The sequence below is a fragment of the Mesorhizobium sp. M5C.F.Ca.ET.164.01.1.1 genome (assembly GCF_004792125.1).
Taxonomy (GTDB): Bacteria; Pseudomonadota; Alphaproteobacteria; order Rhizobiales; family Rhizobiaceae; genus Mesorhizobium; species Mesorhizobium wenxiniae.
This window is the reverse complement of record NZ_SRTG01000002.1, coordinates 68009-86008: the sequence shown is the minus strand read 5'-3', so window position 1 is coordinate 86008 and position 18000 is coordinate 68009. Positions and strand designations below refer to the sequence as shown.

At 63.2% G+C, this 18000-nt stretch carries 19 protein-coding genes and 1 pseudogene; 8 read left to right on the top strand and 12 right to left on the bottom strand.

Annotated features, from left to right (window positions below):
- Window positions 1-31: 31 nt before the first annotated feature.
- Window positions 32-1141 (bottom strand): chorismate synthase, encoded by a 1110-nt coding sequence (gene aroC / locus EN807_RS17205; protein ID WP_135935967.1) that lies wholly within the window; start codon window positions 1139-1141, stop codon window positions 32-34.
- Window positions 1142-1418: 277 nt separating this feature from the next.
- Here aroC and EN807_RS17200 point away from each other — a divergent pair, with 277 nt between their 5' ends.
- The gene (locus EN807_RS17200; RefSeq protein ID WP_135936470.1) at window positions 1419-1676 is read left to right on the top strand and encodes a DUF1344 domain-containing protein; all 258 of its coding nucleotides are present in this window, start codon (window positions 1419-1421) and stop codon (window positions 1674-1676) included.
- Window positions 1677-2095: 419 nt separating this feature from the next.
- Here EN807_RS17200 and EN807_RS17190 read toward each other — a convergent pair whose 3' ends face one another.
- The 4 genes from EN807_RS17190 to EN807_RS17175 all read right to left on the bottom strand — a co-directional run bounded on the left by EN807_RS17190 (window position 2096) and on the right by EN807_RS17175 (window position 5289).
- Window positions 2096-2683 (bottom strand): histidine phosphatase family protein, encoded by a 588-nt coding sequence (locus EN807_RS17190; protein WP_135935966.1) that lies wholly within the window; start codon window positions 2681-2683, stop codon window positions 2096-2098.
- Window positions 2684-2744: 61 nt separating this feature from the next.
- A complete protein-coding gene (gene fabI, locus EN807_RS17185) occupies window positions 2745-3563 on the bottom strand; it encodes an enoyl-ACP reductase FabI (RefSeq protein ID WP_127316591.1) in 819 nt (272 codons plus the stop codon).
- A gap of 232 nt (window positions 3564-3795) precedes the next feature.
- Window positions 3796-4716 (bottom strand): DnaJ C-terminal domain-containing protein, encoded by a 921-nt coding sequence (locus EN807_RS17180; protein WP_135935965.1) that lies wholly within the window; start codon window positions 4714-4716, stop codon window positions 3796-3798.
- Window positions 4717-4815: 99 nt separating this feature from the next.
- Entirely contained in the window at window positions 4816-5289 is a 474-nt protein-coding gene (locus EN807_RS17175; protein WP_135935964.1) for an RT0821/Lpp0805 family surface protein, read from the bottom strand.
- 40 nt (window positions 5290-5329) lie between these two features.
- Between EN807_RS17175 and pdxH the strand changes: the two genes are divergently transcribed.
- The 3 genes and pseudogenes from pdxH (at window position 5330) to EN807_RS17160 (ending at window position 6695) form a co-directional block, all read left to right on the top strand.
- Window positions 5330-5947 (top strand): pyridoxamine 5'-phosphate oxidase, encoded by a 618-nt coding sequence (pdxH, locus tag EN807_RS17170; protein WP_135935963.1) that lies wholly within the window; start codon window positions 5330-5332, stop codon window positions 5945-5947.
- A gap of 205 nt (window positions 5948-6152) precedes the next feature.
- Window positions 6153-6405: pseudogene (locus tag EN807_RS17165) on the top strand (CopG family ribbon-helix-helix protein).
- Window positions 6402-6695, top strand: coding sequence for a type II toxin-antitoxin system RelE/ParE family toxin (locus tag EN807_RS17160; protein ID WP_065010176.1), 294 nt, complete (start codon window positions 6402-6404; stop codon window positions 6693-6695). The pseudogene EN807_RS17165 and the gene EN807_RS17160 overlap by 4 nt, the downstream one beginning before the upstream one ends.
- Before the next feature lie 41 nt (window positions 6696-6736).
- Here the strand turns inward: EN807_RS17160 and EN807_RS17155 are convergent, their stop codons facing one another.
- Complete coding sequence (locus tag EN807_RS17155) at window positions 6737-7495, bottom strand: crotonase/enoyl-CoA hydratase family protein (RefSeq protein WP_135935962.1); 759 nt, start codon at window positions 7493-7495, stop codon at window positions 6737-6739.
- A gap of 53 nt (window positions 7496-7548) precedes the next feature.
- Window positions 7549-9318 (bottom strand): acyl-CoA dehydrogenase, encoded by a 1770-nt coding sequence (locus tag EN807_RS17150; protein WP_135935961.1) that lies wholly within the window; start codon window positions 9316-9318, stop codon window positions 7549-7551.
- A gap of 209 nt (window positions 9319-9527) precedes the next feature.
- Here EN807_RS17150 and EN807_RS17145 point away from each other — a divergent pair, with 209 nt between their 5' ends.
- Both EN807_RS17145 and EN807_RS17140 read left to right on the top strand, forming a co-directional pair.
- Entirely contained in the window at window positions 9528-9764 is a 237-nt protein-coding gene (locus EN807_RS17145; protein WP_135935960.1) for a hypothetical protein, read from the top strand.
- A 175-nt stretch (window positions 9765-9939) separates the two neighbouring features.
- Window positions 9940-11040 carry a GH25 family lysozyme gene (locus tag EN807_RS17140; RefSeq protein WP_189522521.1) on the top strand — a complete coding sequence of 367 codons (1101 nt, stop codon included), beginning with the start codon at window positions 9940-9942 and terminating at the stop codon, window positions 11038-11040.
- Between the two features lie 20 nt (window positions 11041-11060).
- Here the strand turns inward: EN807_RS17140 and purD are convergent, their stop codons facing one another.
- Complete coding sequence (purD, locus tag EN807_RS17135; RefSeq protein ID WP_135935958.1) at window positions 11061-12338, bottom strand: phosphoribosylamine--glycine ligase; 1278 nt, start codon at window positions 12336-12338, stop codon at window positions 11061-11063.
- A gap of 160 nt (window positions 12339-12498) precedes the next feature.
- On the opposite strand from purD, the gene ubiA reads away from it, so the two are divergent.
- Window positions 12499-13482 (top strand): 4-hydroxybenzoate octaprenyltransferase, encoded by a 984-nt coding sequence (gene ubiA, locus EN807_RS17130; RefSeq protein ID WP_135936469.1) that lies wholly within the window; start codon window positions 12499-12501, stop codon window positions 13480-13482.
- Window positions 13483-13655: 173 nt separating this feature from the next.
- Here the strand turns inward: ubiA and EN807_RS17125 are convergent, their stop codons facing one another.
- The 3 genes from EN807_RS17125 to EN807_RS17115 all read right to left on the bottom strand — a co-directional run bounded on the left by EN807_RS17125 (window position 13656) and on the right by EN807_RS17115 (window position 16818).
- A complete protein-coding gene (locus EN807_RS17125) occupies window positions 13656-14222 on the bottom strand; it encodes a DUF6101 family protein (protein WP_135935957.1) in 567 nt (188 codons plus the stop codon).
- Between the two features lie 184 nt (window positions 14223-14406).
- The gene (locus EN807_RS17120; RefSeq protein WP_135935956.1) at window positions 14407-15837 is read right to left on the bottom strand and encodes an FAD-binding oxidoreductase; all 1431 of its coding nucleotides are present in this window, start codon (window positions 15835-15837) and stop codon (window positions 14407-14409) included.
- Window positions 15838-15846: 9 nt separating this feature from the next.
- On the bottom strand, window positions 15847-16818 hold the full coding sequence (locus EN807_RS17115; RefSeq protein WP_189522475.1) for an L-threonylcarbamoyladenylate synthase: 972 nt from the start codon (window positions 16816-16818) through the stop codon (window positions 15847-15849).
- Window positions 16819-17009: 191 nt separating this feature from the next.
- Here EN807_RS17115 and EN807_RS17110 point away from each other — a divergent pair, with 191 nt between their 5' ends.
- Window positions 17010-17465: a hypothetical protein gene (locus EN807_RS17110; protein ID WP_135935955.1), complete on the top strand. Its 456-nt coding sequence runs from the start codon at window positions 17010-17012 to the stop codon at window positions 17463-17465.
- 70 nt (window positions 17466-17535) lie between these two features.
- Here EN807_RS17110 and EN807_RS17105 read toward each other — a convergent pair whose 3' ends face one another.
- Window positions 17536-17892 (bottom strand): ATPase (modular protein), encoded by a 357-nt coding sequence (locus EN807_RS17105; RefSeq protein ID WP_135935954.1) that lies wholly within the window; start codon window positions 17890-17892, stop codon window positions 17536-17538.
- Between the last annotated feature and the right edge of the window lie 108 nt (window positions 17893-18000).

Below are 18000 nucleotides of genomic sequence, written 5' to 3'. Positions count from 1 at the left end.
GCTGTCTCGGCGGGCGGCGTAACATTCTGCCCTACTGCCCTACACCCTTCCCTGTCTGTCCCCGATGACGCAGATAGTGATCCGCGATCGCGCAGACAACCATCGCCTCGCCGATCGGCACCGCGCGGATGCCAACGCACGGGTCGTGCCGGCCCTTGGTCATGATCTCGACGTCGTTACCATCCTTGTCGGTCGACTTTCGCGGGGTCAGGATCGACGAGGTCGGCTTGACGGCGAAGCGCGCGACGATCGCCTGGCCGGTCGAGATGCCGCCGAGGATGCCGCCCGCACTATTGGAGAGGAAGACCGGCTTGCCGTCATTGCCCATGCGCATCTCGTCGGCATTCTCTTCGCCGGTGATGCGGGCGGCCTCGAAGCCATTACCGATCTCGACACCCTTGACGGCATTGATCGACATCAGGCCCGAAGCAATGTCCTGGTCGAGCTTGGCATAGATCGGCGCGCCGAGGCCTGCCGGAACGCCGTCGGCGACGATCTCGATCACCGCGCCGACCGAGGAACCCGCCTTGCGGATGCCGTCAAGATACGCGGTGAAGACGGCGACCGATGCCGGGTCGGGCGTGAAGAACGGATTTTCGGCGTCGCCGACGAAATTCCAGTTCCAGTTGGCGCGGTCGATCGATTTCTCTCCCATTGACACCAGCGCACCGCGCACGACCATACCGGGCACGACCTTGCGGGCCAAGGCTCCGGCCGCCACTCGCGCCGCCGTCTCACGGGCCGAAGACCGGCCGCCACCGCGATGATCTCGCAGGCCGTATTTGGCATCGTAGGTGTAATCGGCATGACCAGGCCGGTACTGGCGGGCGATCTCGCCATAGTCCTTGGAGCGCTGGTCGACATTCTCGATCAGCATCGACACCGGCGTGCCGGTGGTGATCATGGTCTCGCCGTCCTCATCCATGATGAAGCCGGACAGGATCTTGACCTCGTCGGGTTCGCGACGCTGCGTCACAAAACGCGATTGACCCGGACGGCGCTTGTCGAGGTCGGCCTGGACCTCCGCGCGCGTGAAGCGGATGCCGGGCGGACAGCCGTCGACCACGCAGCCGAGCGCTGCGCCATGGCTTTCGCCCCAGGTGGTGACGCGGAAAAGGTGGCCAAACGTATTGTGAGACATGAAAACCAGCCCTGCCGGCATCAGAGCCGGCTTAGCGCATGAACCGAAAATCGGAGCGATCTTCGGGGTCATGCGCAAAATCAAAGTGCTACAGCGTCCTGCGCGCGTCCAACGGGACACGCGGCGCTGTAGCCTGCGTTCTATTGGCGTTTTCGGCAGTGGTCAAACTGTGATCTGGCGGATTTAGTTTTGACACATTCGGTTGGTTTCTGCTTCCTTCGATCCGTCTGTTGAACACCCGCCGCCACCGTGTCGGCGCAATGATAAGAGGACGATGATGCGTATCCCAATCGGCGCCGTTGCCGCCATGTTGCTGATTTCCACCGCCGCCTTCGCCGGCCAAACCGAAGGCCTGATCAAAGAGATCGATAAGGACACGTTGACGCTGACACTCGACGACGGCAAATCCTACAAGCTGAACGCCGAAACCGATCTCGAAGCGCTGAAACCCGGCATGGATATCGTCATCGCCTACGACGAGACAAACGGCGAGAACGTCATCACCGATATGCAATTGCCGGATTCAACCGAATAGAGGCTTTCCGGCTGACCCATCCGAAAGGCCGGGATGAAAGTCGTTTGACCACGATCTTATCCGAACCCTCGGTTCGGGATCATCGTCTCGGTCAAACTCGTTCAGCCGACTTCAGGCCTTCGTTCACGACACACTCCGTCGGGCAGCGCACCACGCCTGCTCGGCAAATGGGCGGCTCCATAGTCGAAATGGCCGGTGAAGAGTTCCGGCTAGATCTCGGCCTGACTCATGCCCGGAGCTCCATCGAGCCAGAGCTTGTTCGCAGCCCTCGACCGGATCGGGACCGCGATGATCGTCGCCACGGCGTCAAGATCGGCAGGTGTCCTCAAAGTCAGCACGTCGGACGGCTTTACCGGCCGGTGTGAAGCGAGAACGAGAGGGGCTGAACACGGTCGTTCAGAGTGATTGGGTTTCGACCCTTAGAGCCACTCCAGGCGTCGTCCCTCCAGCTTGAGCAAGCGATCCTGCGGCACATTCAGGTTTGCGGCTTCTTTCTCGGGCATTCCCAGCACCATGCGGAACAGGGCGCGCACGACGCCGCCATGGGTCACGCAGACCGTCTGGCGGTCCAGCGCGTCGAACCACGGCTTTACCCGTTCGAGCAGCATTTGATAGCTTTCGGCGCCCTCGCCGGGCGGCAGGAAATTCCATTTGTCGAAGCCCCTCTCCCTGCGCGAGCCCAGATGCCGGGCCTCGAGTTCGGGAAAGGTGAAACCCTGCCAGTCGCCGAAACTCATTTCCACAAGGCTCGGATCCGTGCGGTAAGCTTGGGGATCGAGCCCCATCGCCATGCGAATGCGTTCCATGGTCTCACGCGTTCGCCGCATCGGGCTGGCGACAAAATCGAAATCTTCGGGGTTATGAACGAATTCGGCCAGCAGATGGCCATTGCGGGTCGCCTGCTCGCGGCCGAGCGGGTTGAGATCGGTGTCGGCCTGTCCTTGCAGCCGGGACTCGGCGTTCCACACCGTCTGGCCATGGCGCGCGATGTAGACGAGCGGAAACATTAGGTCATCCGGAGAGCGGTCGAGAGCAGGCTGGAGGCGGGAGAGTATATTCGAGGCGGGTCTATTCCTTGACGGTCGAAATATCAGGTGCGTCGACTGCCTTCATGCCGACGACATGGTAACCGGAATCGACATGGTGGATCTCGCCGGTGACGCCGCGTGAAAGGTTGGACAGGAAATAGACGGCTGAATCGCCGACTTCCTCCTGAGTGACCGTCTGCTTCAGCGGCGAATTGTATTCGTTCCACTTCAGGATGTAGCGGAAATCGCCGATGCCGGAGGCCGCAAGCGTCTTGATCGGCCCGGCCGAGATGGCGTTGACGCGGATCTTCCTGGCGCCAAGGTCGACGGCCAGATAGCGCACGCTGGCTTCGAGCGCCGCCTTGGCGACGCCCATTACGTTGTAGTGCGGCATCACCTTTTCCGCGCCATAATAGGTCAGCGTCAGCAGCGAGCCGCCCTCGCGCATCAGCGCCTCGGCGCGCTTGGCGATAGTGGTGAAGGAATACACGGAAATGTCCATGGTGCGCAGGAAATTGTCGCGCGTCGTCTCGACATAGCGGCCTGTCAGTTCGTCCTTGTCGGAAAAGGCGATGGCGTGGACGAGGAAATCGAGCTTGCCCCAATGCTTGGCGATGTCGTCGAACACCGCATCCAGCGTTGCGGGATCGGTCACGTCGCAATGGCCGGCGACATGGGCGTTGAGTTCCGCCGCCAGCGGCTCGACGCGCTTCTTGAACGCCTCGCCCTGATAGGTCAGCGCGATCTCGGCGCCGTGGTCGACGCAGGCCTTGGCTATGCCATAGGCGATCGACCGATTGTTCGCGACGCCAAGCACAAGCCCGCGCTTGCCGGCCATAATGCCTTGTCCACCCGCCATGTGAGCACTCTCCGCAATATCTTCTGCTTTGTGGAGTGGCTATCGCACAGGCACAGAGCCCCTTCAAGCGCTCAACACGGAACAGTTCAGGGGACAAAAGCATCGCTCCACAGCGCTGCGCGTCCCTTTGGACGCACAAAGGACGCCGTAGCACCTACCCTTGCGCATGATCTTTTCCGAAAATCGATTCCGTTTTTTGCGACGCCGGCCTTCGATTTTAGGGAGTCATGCGCTAGCGTTTCCGGTTGCGCATCAGCGCTTCGAGATCGCTGTCGCCCCCTTCGGGAAGCATCAGCCTCACATGGGCGTAGAGATCACCGTGTCCGCCGACTTTTTCCGGCAAGCCCCTGCCCTTCAGCCGCAGGACCTTGTCCGAGCTCGACCAGGCGGGAACATTGACCGCTAGCTTGCCGGTCGGCGTTTCGACCGCCACCTTGGCGCCCAGCACGGCATCCGCCAGTGCAACCGGCAGGTCGGCATGGAGGTCGCGGCCTTCGACTCGATAGCGCGGGTGCCGCCGGAAGCGGATCTTGACCAGCGCGTCGCCCGGCTGCCCCGGCCCTTGCTCGCCCTGGCCTTTCAGCCGGATGGTCTGGCCGTCCTCGACATAGGCTGGCAGCTTGACGGCGACCTTGCGTCCGTCGGGGAACATCGCCGTCACCTTCTCCGCGGTCGCCGCTTCCTCGATGGTGACGTCGAGCGTCACGTTCAGGTCGGCGCCGGACGGCGCCTGCCGGCCGGTGCCCGCACCGGCACCGCGAGAGAAGGTCTCGCCGAATATCTGGCTGAAGATGTCGCTGTTGCCGTCGAACGGATCGCCGCCCGGACGGCTTGAGCGAAACTCGAAGCGCGAGCCGCCCGGCCCTTGCTGCCGGCGAAAACCGGCGAACGGATCGGCGCCGCCGGCGGCACCCTCGAAGCCCTGGAACCGCGGCTTGCCGTCGGCGTCGATCTCGCCGCGATCGAAAGCCGCACGGTTCTTCTCGTCGCCGACGATCTCGTAAGCCTGATTGGCTGCGGCAAACCGCTCCTTCGCCTTGGGATCCGGATTCTGGTCCGGATGATACTCCTTGGCGAGTTTGCGGTACGCCGATTTTATGTCCTTGGCCGATGCGTTCTTGGCAACGCCCAGCACCTCATAGGGGTCGCGCATGCTTCCTGCCCTGGAGAAGGAGTGAGTCCACGATTGCCATCTATATGCGCTCGCATAGGAAGAAATTCCAGTGGCGCGCGGTCATATGATGGCGGAAAATCAGAGCGCTTTGAAGCCTTGCATCCGCCAGGCGCCGGCGCCGGCCAGGCACACCTCGCCCTTGAACAGGGCTACGCCGTCGAAGCTTTCGCGCGAGGCGGTGAAGCGGCGGCAAAGCTGGCCGTTGCCCCTAGACTCGGTCAGTTCTGTGATCGAGCCGCGCGAACCGGTATCGGAATTCGCCCAGGGAACGGCCTGCCCGCCAAGTTCCTGGATGTCGGCGGAAGACACCGCGTTGCGGATCGTCGCCTGGTCCGAGGCGCGATCCTGATCGATCGCTGAGGCAGCAGCAGGCGTGCTGCTGGTCAGGATCGTACGGTCGACCTCCGCCTGCTCCAAACTGAAGCCGCCGGCACCGCAGGCGGCAAGCGGCAAGGCGACCAGCACGATCGCGACCTTGACCGCAGCCTGGGCGCTGGCCGAAGCAATAAGGCTCCATTGCCTGCTGTCAAAAGGTTGCGCGATGCGCGACAATCGGCAATCTCCCCGGCCGGCAATAGAATTTGGAAAAACTATGAGCGAAACTGAGTTAACAAGCGGTGACTTTACCGAGGCTGCCGAGCCATTCCGCCTGTTTGCCACATGGCTCGACGACGCGACGAAAAGTGAGATCAACGATCCCAACGGCGTGGCGCTGGCGACCGTCGATGCCGAGGGCATGCCGAATGTGCGGATGGTGCTGCTCAAGGGGTTCGATGAAAACGGATTTGTGTTCTATACGAATTTCGAGAGCGCCAAAGGCCGCGAGATTCTTGGCAGCATGAAGGCGGCGATGTGCTTTCATTGGAAATCGTTGCGCCGGCAGGTGCGCGCACGCGGGCCGGTGGAGATCGTTACCGAGGCGGAAGCGGACGCCTATTATGCGACGCGTCCGCGCGGCAGCCGCATCGGCGCTTGGGCCTCGAAACAATCGCGACCGCTGGAAAGCCGTTTCGCACTGGAAAAAGCCGTCGCGGAGTACACGGCGCGCCATGCGATCGGCGAGATCCCACGACCCAAACACTGGTCGGGCTTCCGTATCGTGCCGCAGACGATCGAGTTCTGGCACGATCGGCCTTTCCGGCTGCACGACCGCCTCGTCTTTTCCCGTAACGCTGAGGGCGGCTGGGACAAGACAAGGCTTTATCCCTGAGAGGGTGGTCCCTTAAGCAGCTTCACCGATGGGTAAGGGAGAGCTGGGCGCGCGGCAATATGGCATCGTTTTACTGTAGCGCGCTACACGGCGCCGGCCGGCGTTTGAAATAACTCGCGCCAGGAATGCCCCAAGGGCATCTTAGGGGGAGTCCTGGACGAACCACCTTGGTTCACCAATAATCATAATGAACCAAATGAAAGTTATGACCATGACGGCCTTTACCGTGCGCGTCCCGGACGAAACCGCAAACAGGCTTGACCAGCTTGCCGAAAAGCTCGACCCGCTCGCGCTCCCATGTGGCTGCGCAAGCCATTGAGGACTTTGTAGTCCGTGAGGAATGGCAACTCGCCGAGATAGAGGCCGGGTTGGCCGAAGCCGAGCGCGGCGATTTTGCCAGTGACCGTGATGTAGCCGCTGTTGTCGGGAAATACGTCAAGTCCGCCCGGCAAGCATGAGCCGCAAAAGAATCCGCTGGACCATGCGAGCGCTGCGTCGGCTTGACGAAATCGGCGCACACATCGAGAAAGACAACCCCGAGGCGGCCGCCCGAGTCATTGCGCGCATCGTGACAGCGGCGGAACATCTCGCCGAGCAGCCGGCCATGGGGCGCATCGGGCGCATCAAGGCGACGCGCGAACTCATTTTGGCTGATATTCCGTATTTCGTCCCCTATCGCGTCAACGGCGAGACTGTCGAAATCCTCACCGTCATGCAAGCCGCCCAACGGTGGCCGCAGGCCCTGTAAAATCGCCAACACCATGGCCCCGTCATCAGGCCACACGGCAGTCAGCCTATCCCTTTCTTCCGTGTCATGAAGGCCATCAAAGCAGCGCGGGCCTCGTGGGATTTGAGCCGCTCGCGGAAATGCTCGCTTTCCTGGCCGATGCGGGCAATGAGGTCTTCGCGCGAGCCGCGCATCAGGTCACGCGCGATCTTCAGCGCTTGCGGCGGCTTGGCCGCGATCTGGCTGGCGGCGGCAAGCACAGAGGCTTCGAGCTCGTTTTCCTCGACCACCGCGTAGATCAGTCCGGCAGCTTTCGCCCGCTCGGCAGAAAAACCTTCGCCGAGGCCAAGCAGCGCGAAGGCGGCTTGCCGGCCGAGAATCTGCGGCGCAAGCAGGCTCGACCCCGCCTCGGGGACCAAGCCGAGATCGACGAAGGGCGTGCGGAACATTGTGCGCGGCGTGGCGAAGGTCAGGTCGCAATGCAGGTTGAGCGTGGTGCCGATGCCAACCGCGATGCCATCGACGCCGGAAACCATGGGCTTTTCCGTCCTGGCCAGTGCCATCAGGAAATCCCAGACCTCGGTGCCGCCCTCGCCGCCGGTGGCGACGACCATGAAATCGGCAAGGTCGTTGCCGGACGAGAAGGCGCCTGAAACACCGAAGAAGACATGGACGCGGATCGCCGGATCGGCGTCGCCCCCGGCAAGCGCCGCCGACATTTTCGCATACATGGCGCGCGTCAGCGCGTTCTTCTTGTCCGGACGGTTCATGCGGATGATCTGGATGGCGCCCTGGCGCTCGACGAGGATATGGTCTGTCACGGGTGATCCTTTGTGAACGTCAGCCTGTTCGTGAAACGGCAACCTTGTGGATGTCAGGCAGAAATCAGTGTCTTGCCGGCAGCGGCAAGGCTTTCGGCGCCGCCGATGACGCGCTCCTTCAGCGCGCCCGCCTCGCCAAGCAGGTTTTCGGCGAAGAAACGGCAAAGGGCGACGCGGCTTTGGTCGGCAAGCGCGCCGCGTGCGAGATAGGCGCCGCCCGCGGCAAGCGAGATCAGCCGCAGATACGGCGTCGCACCGGCCAGCGCCTCGTCCGAGCGCCCGTCGGCAAGCAGCCCTTGCAGGAAACGCGTCGCCTGGCCGAGGTCGTCGAGCGCCTGGTCGAGAGCATCGGCGGTGCGGCCAAAACCTTGAAGATTTGAGGTCCGCACTTGATTGGCGATGGCTTTCAGTTCGGCGATGTAGCCATGCACATGCTCGCCACTGCCAAGCGGCAGCTTGCGCGTCACCAGGTCGATCGCCTGGATGCCGTTGGTGCCTTCGTAGATCGGCGCGATGCGCGCGTCGCGATAAAGTGCTGCCGCACCCGTCTCCTCGATGAAACCCATGCCGCCATGCACCTGCAGCCCGAGCGAGGCGACCTCGACGCCGACATCGGTGGAAAAGGCCTTGGCCAGCGGCGTCAACAGATTGGCACGCTCCTGCCAGTGGGCGGCTTTATCGCCACTGGATATCCGCGCGTTGTCGATGGCATGCGCACAGGAATAGCTGATGGCGCGTGCAATCTGGGTCAGCGCCTTCATGGTCAGGAGGTTGCGCTGCACGTCCGGGTGATGGACGATCGGCGCCATGCCGTTGCCATTATAGTTCGCGGCCTTACCTTGCCGGCGGTCATTGGCGTAGGCGAGCGCCTTCTGCGTGGCCGTTTCGGCGACCGCCACGCCCTGCATGCCGACGGCGAGCCGCGCATTGTTCATCATAGTGAACATGCAGGCGAGGCCCTTGTTTTCCTCGCCGATCAGCCAGCCGATCGCGCCGGGCGCCATCCCTTCGAAACCATCGCCATAGATCATGGTGCAGGTCGGCGAGGCGTGGATGCCCAATTTATGCTCCAGCCCGGAGCAGAAGACATCGTTGCGCGCGCCCAGCGCGCCATCGTCGCCGACAAGGAATTTCGGCACCAGGAACAACGAAAGGCCACGTGTGCCGGCCGGCGCGTCCGGCAGCCGCGCCAGCACCAGATGGACGATGTTGTCGGTGAAATCGTGCTCGCCATAGGTGATGAAGATCTTTTGCCCGAAGATGCGGTAGGTGCCGTCGCCAGCCGGCTCGGCGCGGGCGCGCAACGCATTCAGGTCCGAGCCCGCCTGTGGCTCCGTCAGGTTCATCGTGCCCATCCATTCGCCGGAGACGAGCTTTTTCAAGTATTTTGCCTTCAGCGCCGGTGAGGCGTGCTTGTCGAGCGCCTCGACCGCGCCCATGGTCAACGTCGGGCCGATGCCGAAGGCCATCGCGGCGGAGTTCCACATTTCGAGCGCGGCGACGCCCAGCATGGTCGGCAGCGCCTGGCCGCCGAATTCCTCCGGTGCCGACAGCGCGTTCCAGCCGCCGTCGATCCAGCGGCGATAAAGTTCCTTCCAGCCAGGCGGCATGGTGACGGCCGCACCCTTTAGCACCGGGCCTTGTTCATCGCCGATCTTGTAGAGCGGCGCGACCTCCTCTGTGGCGAAGCGGCCGGCTTCCGCCAGAATGGCGTCAACGATGTCTTCGTCAAGGTCGCCAAAGGTGCCGGCGTCAAGCGCCGGCCGCAGGCCGGCGACATGCTTCAGCGTGAAGGCGATTTCCTCGACCGGTGCCCGGTACATGCTGCTCGCTCCTCCTCTGTCCGGCAGGGCAACTTAAAATCCGTGCCAACACAAAACCATCTGCTTTTTGGGTCACCTCTCCCACCTTCTTTTTACGTAAACGTCAAATTTTGTCACGCGGATTTTGCAATTGGAGCTGTTCAAGCTAAAATCGGCAAAGCCGGACAGCTCGACCGGCGACAGATCAAGAATACCGGATCGGACCGCCCGTGCTCGCCAGACCTGACGCGTATCGCTGCATCGAATGCGGCCTGCCCTATCGAGCGGCAGGTTTTCGTCACTATCGGGGCAAGATCGAGGACGGCGCCGCCTATTGGTCGGATCGCGGCACGCTGTGTTCGCCGCAGTGCTCGCTGGCCCATAACCGCAAACGCGAGGCCGAGGGAACGCTGCCGCAAGCGCCGGTGCCCGACCCGCTCCAGACCCAACCGCTCTCCCGCCGTTGATGACCAGCAAAGCCACCACCGGCAGAATTGCGGCATTCGCCGCGGGCGGCCGAAAGCATTTCCTTAACCATGGCGGTTCAGGATTAGGCTTTGGCCAGCAAGGATCTGCTGTTTGAAGCCGCCGGCGCATCCTCTTCGCCGTCTAGGGCCCCTCGTCGTCGCGACTGCGATGACAATGGCGTCGGGGCCGGCAAAAGCCTCGGATTTCTCCGAGCCGTGGAAGGATGCCAACCGGGCGCTGGTGATCGACGCCTACGAATACAATTCCATCGATTGGGCTGGACTTGCGACCGACAAGCGGATCGTTGGCTTCATCAACAAGGCGTCCGACGGGATGCCGCCAGCCTATTTCTGTTTCGGCGACGAGACCGAGACGCGGCTCTGCAAGGCGTTGTGGAAGCGCCATGCGGTGGCACAGGAACTGTTCCAGACGCGCAAGGTGGTGGCCAAGGCGCTCGGCCTGAAATGGGGCGCTTACCATCTCGCCCGCCCCGGCAACCCCGTGGGACAGGCCAATAATTTCCTCAACTTCGCGAAACCTGGTCCGGATGACCTGCTCGCCCTCGACATCGAGGATGACGACCCCACGAAATGGATGTCGCTCGAGGATGCAGAGGAATTCGTCCGCCATGTGCATCGGCGGCTGGGCCGCTTTCCGGTGCTCTACACCAACGGCAAGACCGCCAGGCACATCGCCGACAACAAGTACAAATACCGGCTCCTGTCGCGGCTGCCGCTCTGGTATGCGCGCTACAAGCCGGACATCGGCGTGCATTTTCCGATGGGCAACTGGCAAGGCTACGCACTCTGGCAGTTCTCGGCAAAAGCCAATTGCGGCCGGTTCCGCTGTCCTTACCGGGTGGCCGGCACGCCGAACGATATCGACGTCAATGTCGCACCGATGGATGCCGCCACATTGCGCGCGCAATGGCCTTTCGGCGGCCTGATCGATGTGCAGCCGGATTACCTTGCCTCGATACCGGTGCCTCTCTCGCGCGAGGCCGGCCTTGCGGGCAATGCCATCACCTACGCCACCGTGGTGGCACCACCGACCTTCACCGAAATGACCGCCATGTTCAGCGCCCGTTGGGCCAAGTTCCGCAGCAACTTTCAAATGCCTGCTGTGAAGACGTTGCTGCGCCTTCCGCGCGGGATTGCCGAATATGTGGCCTGGACGCGGAACGAAAAGCACCTGGCATCAGCGGTTGAAGCCACGCCCGCCGCCGGCGATCCGGTCAGCACCGCATCAACCGAGTTCGACCATCGCCAGCGCTGAAAGTTGAAAGCCGTTCGGCGTCAGCGCGCCTGCTCGCGCGCGACGGCCTGCCAGCCGATGTCGCGGCGGCAAAAACCTTGCGGCCAATCGATCCGGTCGAGCGCGGCATAGGCTCGTCTCTGCGCCTCGCCGACCGTGCCGCCGACAGCCGTGACGTCGAGCACACGGCCGCCATTGGCGACCAGCGCGCCGCTGTTGATGGCGGTGCCGGCGTGAAAGATCTCGACGCCATCGCCCGCGGCCTCTTCGACGCCGCGGATGACCGAGCCCTTTTCCGGCGTGCCGGGGTAACCGCTTGCCGCCATCACCACGGTGAGCGCCGCCTCGTCGCGCCAGCGCACCGAGGTATGTGCAAGTTGGCCGTCGGCAGAAGCGTTGAGCAGGACCAGGAGATCGTCCTTCAGCCGCATCATCAGCACCTGGCATTCCGGGTCGCCGAAACGGGTGTTGTATTCGATCAGCTTCGGCCCCTCGCCTGATATCATCAGCCCGGCAAACAGCACGCCGGAAAACGGTGCGCCAAGTTCGGCCATGCCGCGCATGGTCGGCTCGACGATCTCGCGCATGGTCCGGTCGATGATCTCCGGCGTCATCACCGGAGCCGGCGAATAAGCCCCCATACCGCCGGTGTTCGGGCCGATGTCGCCGTCACTGAGGCGCTTGTGATCCTGTGCGGTGCCGAACGGCAACGCGGTGGCGCCGTCGCACAGGCAAAAGAAACTCGCCTCCTCGCCGGTGAGAAACTCCTCGACCACCACCTCGGCGCCGGCCTGTCCGAAGGACCCGTCGAAACAGGCATCGAGTGCGGCCAGCGCCTCGGCCAACGTCTTGGCGACGGTGACGCCCTTGCCGGCGGCGAGGCCATCGGCCTTGATGACGATCGGCGCGCCCATCTTTTCGACATAGGCCCTGGCCGACGCCAAGTCGCCGAAGCGGCCATAGGCGGCGGTCGGGATATCGTATTTCGCGCAGAGGTCCTTGGTGAAGCCTTTCGAGCCTTCCAGCCGCGCCGCCGCCCGGGATGGGCCGAAGACGCGAATGTTCGCGGCGCGGAGGTCGTCGGCAATGCCGGCAACCAGCGGCCCTTCCGGCCCGACCACGACGAGGTCGATGTTTTTCTCCGTGCAGAACCGGGCCACCGCCGCATGATCGGCAATGTCTAACGTCACCAGCTCGGCTTCGTGGCCGATGCCCGGATTGCCGGGGGCCGCGTAAAGCTTCGTCAGCAGCGGCGAGGCCGCGATCTTCCAGGCCAGCGCATGCTCGCGGCCGCCGGAGCCGATCAACAAAACACGCATGCCCAGATCCCTTGCCATTCCACGATCAGGACTGCGCTATTGCGCCCCGGACGATGGGTCAAGACATTTGGGAGAGTTTGAAGCAATTCCACACGGGAACGAGAATGGGTCGGCCTGCTTGATGCTTGACGGCGTTCGCCTCTGCTGCCACTCCAGCACGATGGAACCCATCCAATCGAAAGCTGCCCAGGGCCGCGTCGCCGATGCGCCGAGCGGCCACTGGGTCTACCGCATTCTGCCGCGCTGGCTGTGGCCCTATGCGCAGCTTGCCCGGTGGGACCGGCCGATCGGCTGGCAGTTGCTGCTGTGGCCGTGCTGGTGGTCGGCAGCCCTTGCCGCGAGTGCCTATTCACGCCCTACCGATCCGCTGCTCTCGCTGCTGCCGACACCTTTGTACCTGCTGCTGTTCCTGATTGGCGCCATCGCCATGCGCGGCGCCGGCTGCACCTATAACGATCTGGTCGACCAGGACATCGACAACCAGGTGGAACGTACGCGCTCACGGCCGCTGCCGGCGGGAAAGGTCACACGCCGGCAGGCCTGGGCGTTTCTCGTTATCCAGGCACTGATTGGACTCGCTGTGCTCCTGCAGTTCAACAGCTTCGCCATCCTGCTCGGCATCTGCTCGCTCGCCATCGTCGCCATCTACCCATTCATGAAGCGGTATACCAACTGGCCGCAACTGGTTCTCGGCCTTGCTTTTTCCTGGGGTGCGCTGATGGGATGGGCGGTCGAGTTCGGCGATCTCGACGGCCCGCCCGTCATGCTCTATATCGGCTCGATCCTCTGGGTGATCGGCTACGACACGATCTATGCGCATCAGGACAAGGAAGACGACGCCATCGTCGGCGTGCGCTCGACCGCACGCCTGTTCGGCGACAACACCAAGACTTGGCTCGTCGGGCTTTATGGCGGGGCGCTGGTCTGCTTCGCCATCGCCTTCGCGTCGGCACAGGCGCCCGTGCCGGCGCTGGCCGGACTGGTCGCCGCCGGAGCGCATATGGCGCGGCAAATCGCAGTGCTGGACATCGACGATCCGGACCAGTGCATGCTCTTGTTCAGATCGAACAACCAGGTCGGCTGGCTGATCTTCCTCGGCATGATCGGCGGCGCACTGTGGGTGGCGCTTAAGCCGCTGGTGTAGGGGCCCGTTCCCTTCTCCCCTTGTGGGAGAAGGTGGATTGGCGCGCAGCGCCAAGACGGTTGAGGGGTGTTGGAAGAAATGAGGCGTTCGCGTTTCCTGGAACACCCCTCATCCGACCTCGCTTCGCGAGGCCACCTTCTCCCACAAGGGGAGAAGGAAGAGGCGCATGTGGACTACTCGCGCGAAATAATCTCCTGGCCGCCAATCACCAGCCTGAGGCCGAGATCGCCGGCCCTGCGACGGGCGAGGAAGCGCGGACGACGCGTGGTCGAAACCCGACCCTTGCGGCGGTTCTGCGCCGGCAATGTCTTGATGGCGGCGCCAAGCGATTCCTCCAGCGTGCGGGCGATGCCGTCCGATTCGATCAGAAGCATCGGCAGACGGTAGGCATCGGCCCAGGCACGCCAGTCGGCGGCGACATCCTCGAGATCGTCGGCCACCAGCAGCGGCACCGACAGCATCGGATCATTGTGCAGAAGTTCCAGCGTCACCGTGACATTGCCATCCGGATCCTCCATCGCGCGGGCGGCCACACCACGAAACGCGTTGGCGGGCAGAGCGATGAACGCCGGCACGCCGCTCATCTCCAGCATGCGGCGAATGACGGCGCCACGGTGGTCGATGGTGAAGGTAACGTCGCCATAATCGTCGCGCGTGGCGTAGCTCACCACCTGCGGCAGGCGGAATGGGTCGAGGCGCATGTTGCGCCCGGCCCAGACTGGCTTCAGTCCAGTGTTCATATTGTGCCTTTCCTGTCTCTCCTGAGAGCCGGTCTTCCGGTTCTCCGGGCCGGTTTTTCCAGCCTCGTTGTGGAGAAACATTAGCGCGGGCTTCTTATCGCAGCGCTTAAGAAAGTCGGTTAAATTTTGCTGATCTCGAGGGGATGGTTATCGGAATACGACCAGGCACAAGACGGCGAAAGAATCAGATAACCTTACCGGGATTCATGATGCCGGCCGGATCGAAGGCCGTCTTCACCCTGCGCATCAGCTCGATCCCAATCGGCGGCGCTGTCGCGATCAATTCATCCCGCTTCAACTGGCCGATGCCGTGCTCTGCCGAGATCGAGCCGTGGAAGCTGCGCACGACATCGTGCACGGCCTTGTTCATGGCGTGATAGAGCCCGAGAAACGCTTCGTCATCGCCGCCGACCGGCCGGGAGATATTGTAGTGGAGATTGCCGTCGCCCATGTGGCCGAAACACACCTCCCGCGCACCGGGGCTGACCGATTGAACGGCGCCGGCCGCCTTTTCGATGAATTGCGGGATGGCCGCCACCGGCACCGAGATGTCGTGCTTGATCGAGGCGCCTTCTGGCTTCTGCGCCTCGGGCAGCACCTCGCGGAAATTCCAGAAGGCATCGCCCTGCGCGATGCTCGCCGCAATCACTGCATCGCCGACGATCCCCTGCTCGAGGCCGGCTGAGAGCACCTCCTCGATCAGGGCTCTCGCATCCTCCGCCGAGCGCCCCGACGAGATCTGCATCAGCACATACCACCGCCAATCCCCGGACAGCGGCCGCACGACGCCTGGCGCGTGCAGAAGCGTAAAATCGTAGGGCCTCTGGCCGATCAGTTCGAAAGCGGTGAGAGCAGCGCCGGCGCGATCCATCGCCAGGCTGAACAGGGACAGTGCCGCCTCCGGCGAGGACAGGCCGGCAAAGGCCACCTCGCGCCCCTTGGGCTTGGGGAAAAGCTTGAGCACGGCGGCGGTGATGACGCCGAGCGTGCCTTCAGCGCCGACAAACAGGTTCTTCAGATCGTAGCCGGTGTTGTCCTTCTTCAGCTTGCGCAGATCGTCGAACACCTCGCCGGTCGGCAGCACGACTTCGACCCCGAGGCAGAGCTCACGCGCATTGCCATAGGCAAGCACGCCGGTGCCACCGGCATTGGAAGAGAGATTGCCGCCGATCTGGCAGGAGCCCTGCGCGGCAAGCGACAGCGGAAACAGCCGGTCGGCGGCGTCGGCCGCTTCCTGCAGCGTCTGCAGGATGACACCGGCCTCGACGGTGACGGTGTTGGAGAGGAGGTCGATCTCACGGATGCGGTTCAGCCGCGACAGCGACAGCACGATCTCGCGGCCGGACATATCCGGCACCTGCGCGCCGACCAGCCCGGTGTTGCCGCTTTGCGGCACGACCGGCGTTCCCGTCTCGGTCGCCAGCCGCATGATGCGGCTAACCTCGTCGACGCTGCCCGGCCTCAGCACCAGCGCCGTTCGGCCATGCCAAAGGCCGCGCCTTTCTATGAGATAAGGCGCGATATCCTGCTGGTCCCGAAGCGCGTATTTGTCGCCGACGACTGCCGCAAAACGGTCGATGAGGGCGAGGTCGATATCCCGGGCTATGTCGTTCATAGGTGGAAACTATGGTGCCCAATCGATCTTGTCACGAGGGGCGGCAGCGCGCGAAAGCCGGTCGTTGATCGCCTCGCCCAGCCCGTCGAACGGAATCGGCTCGACGGCGATTGTCTTGGCGCCGCTGCGATCGAGATCCTGCATGTGGGCAAAGAGGTTGGCCGCGGCTTCGCGCAGGTCGCTGGTCTCCGACAGGTTGCGCAAAGCGGCAGCACCTTGCCAGCCTTCGGCACGGCGGGGGCCGAACGCCAGCAAGGCTTCGCCCTTTGCGACTTTTGCGGCGTTGACCCGCACCGCAGCACCCGGCGCGTAATGCGAGGCGAGCATGCCCGGCGCCTCGATGCCCGTCGCACCGCGCGACAGCGTCGTGCCGGCGACCGCTTCAATCTCCTCGGCGGCAATGCCTCCCGGTCGCAGCAGCCGCAGCTTTCCGCCCTCGATCTTGACGATCGTCGATTCGAGCCCGACGGACGTTGCGCCGCCATCGACCACCAGCTTGATTTTTGCACCGAGATCCGCCGCCACTGCCTCGGCTGTCGTGGCGCTGATCTTGCCTGAGGAATTGGCGCTCGGCGCTGCGAGCGGGCGTCCGAGCCTGGCGATCAGTTCGCCGCCAAAGCCTTTCGGCATGCGCAGCGCGATCGTATCCAGCCCGGCGGTGACCAGCGGATGAATGCCGTTGCCGGGCCGCTGCGGCAGCACCATCGTCAGCGGTCCCGGCCAGAATGTCTGCGCCAGTCTTTTCGAAAGGGAATCGAACAGCGCGATGTGCTCGGCCATCGCCAGATCGGCAACATGGGCGATCAGCGGGTTGAAGCGCGGCCGGCCCTTGACCTCGAAGATGCGCGCCACGCCGACGCCATTGGTGGCGTCGGCGGCCAGCCCGTACACGGTTTCCGTCGGAATGGCGACGACATCGCCGCCTTCGAGCAGCGCCAGCGCCCGCTCCATCGCCTCGCCGGCGGCAAGTATCTCAGCCACTCTCATCACCTTACAGATGCGGGACCTCACAGATGTGGGACCTCACAGATGTGGGTGCGTAATACGGTGACGTTTACGGGGCAAGTCCGGGCGTTAGCGAATTACTAAATCGCTAAAATGCTAGCTTTCCTCGCAAGCCCGCATCAATTCCCGGACAGTATGCTGCCTGCGTGTTGGGCAGGGGATCTATCATGGTCTGGGTGCGTATCCTGGGAGCGCTTGGTCTCGCTCTGGCGGCGGGCGGAGCACACGCTTCGTCCTTCGTTGTTCCCGGTGCACCATCCTCGACGCCGTCCGTCGTCAAGCTCGGCGCGCCTGAACCGGTGAAGGTGGCTGGGAGCCCCTCGACGCCATCGATCGTGGCGCTCGGCGAACCAGTGCCTGATGTCACCTATGAAAAAGTTGCTGCGATCCCGAGCCAGCCCAAGCCCAAGCATGATTTCATGCAAAGCCCGATGATCATTCGCGGCGGCATCGTCGGCGATGCCTTCGTAAAGCCGGCCCCGAGCGCCGCACCTGCCGCGACAACCGCTGCCGCACCTGGGGCGGCCACCAAATCCGACAAAAAGATAACGGCAACGAACAGCCCGCCTGAGCCGGCAACGCCGCAACCGACGCCCATTCCCGAGATCGACCAGGCCAGATAGCCGTCCGTGGCCAGGACGACGCTCGCGCGCCGTCTGGTTCACTGAGTAAAATTTCGCCGCCTGAAAAAACCTAGGCCGCGACCTCTTCGTCCGCGTCGGTGGCGTCCGACTCTTCCTCTTCGTCGGTGTCCTCTTGGTCAGCGTCCGACGCTTCGGCCTTCACGCCGTCGTCTTCGTCTTCCTCGTCGTCGTCATCTTCTTCGTCTTCCTCGTCCTCATCCGAGAGGGTGGCGGCTTTGTCGTCTGCAGCGCCTTCCTCAGCCGTCGCTTGGCTTTCGTCGTCGTCACCGTCCTCATCATCATCATTAGACAGATCGGCAGCTTCGATCGCGGCAGCGGCGGCCTCGTCGAGGGTTGTTTCGGAAACGGGCTCAAGCGCGTCGGCGGCGATTTCTTCTGTCTCTTCGATGTCGCGAGCGGAATTCATGGAAGCCTCCGTGGGTTGGGGAACATGTCCCTTGTGCCACGCGGAGATCATTTTCAAATGACTGTAAGCCGGCTCGAATCGGCTATTGGGAAAGAAATATTTCCCAAG

Bases quoted from the DNA above. Each gene is read 5' to 3' on its own strand.
- fabI (WP_127316591.1), bottom strand. From the start codon at position 3,563: ATGGCGGGTGGACAAGGCATTATGGCCGGCAAGCGCGGGCTTGTGCTT.
- EN807_RS17160 (WP_065010176.1), top strand. From the start codon at position 6,402: ATGAGCCGCAAAAGAATCCGCTGGACCATGCGAGCGCTGCGTCGGCTT.
- EN807_RS17200 (WP_135936470.1), top strand. From the start codon at position 1,419: ATGCGTATCCCAATCGGCGCCGTTGCCGCCATGTTGCTGATTTCCACC.
- ubiA (WP_135936469.1), top strand. From the start codon at position 12,499: ATGGAACCCATCCAATCGAAAGCTGCCCAGGGCCGCGTCGCCGATGCG.
- EN807_RS17150 (WP_135935961.1), bottom strand. From the start codon at position 9,318: ATGTACCGGGCACCGGTCGAGGAAATCGCCTTCACGCTGAAGCATGTC.
- EN807_RS17120 (WP_135935956.1), bottom strand. From the start codon at position 15,837: ATGAACGACATAGCCCGGGATATCGACCTCGCCCTCATCGACCGTTTT.
- pdxH (WP_135935963.1), top strand. From the start codon at position 5,330: ATGAGCGAAACTGAGTTAACAAGCGGTGACTTTACCGAGGCTGCCGAG.
- purD (WP_135935958.1), bottom strand. From the start codon at position 12,338: ATGCGTGTTTTGTTGATCGGCTCCGGCGGCCGCGAGCATGCGCTGGCC.
- EN807_RS17190 (WP_135935966.1), bottom strand. From the start codon at position 2,683: ATGTTTCCGCTCGTCTACATCGCGCGCCATGGCCAGACGGTGTGGAAC.
- EN807_RS17140 (WP_189522521.1), top strand. From the start codon at position 9,940: ATGGCGTCGGGGCCGGCAAAAGCCTCGGATTTCTCCGAGCCGTGGAAG.
- EN807_RS17105 (WP_135935954.1), bottom strand. From the start codon at position 17,892: ATGAATTCCGCTCGCGACATCGAAGAGACAGAAGAAATCGCCGCCGAC.
- EN807_RS17110 (WP_135935955.1), top strand. From the start codon at position 17,010: ATGGTCTGGGTGCGTATCCTGGGAGCGCTTGGTCTCGCTCTGGCGGCG.
- EN807_RS17180 (WP_135935965.1), bottom strand. From the start codon at position 4,716: ATGCGCGACCCCTATGAGGTGCTGGGCGTTGCCAAGAACGCATCGGCC.
- aroC (WP_135935967.1), bottom strand. From the start codon at position 1,141: ATGTCTCACAATACGTTTGGCCACCTTTTCCGCGTCACCACCTGGGGC.
- EN807_RS17125 (WP_135935957.1), bottom strand. From the start codon at position 14,222: ATGAACACTGGACTGAAGCCAGTCTGGGCCGGGCGCAACATGCGCCTC.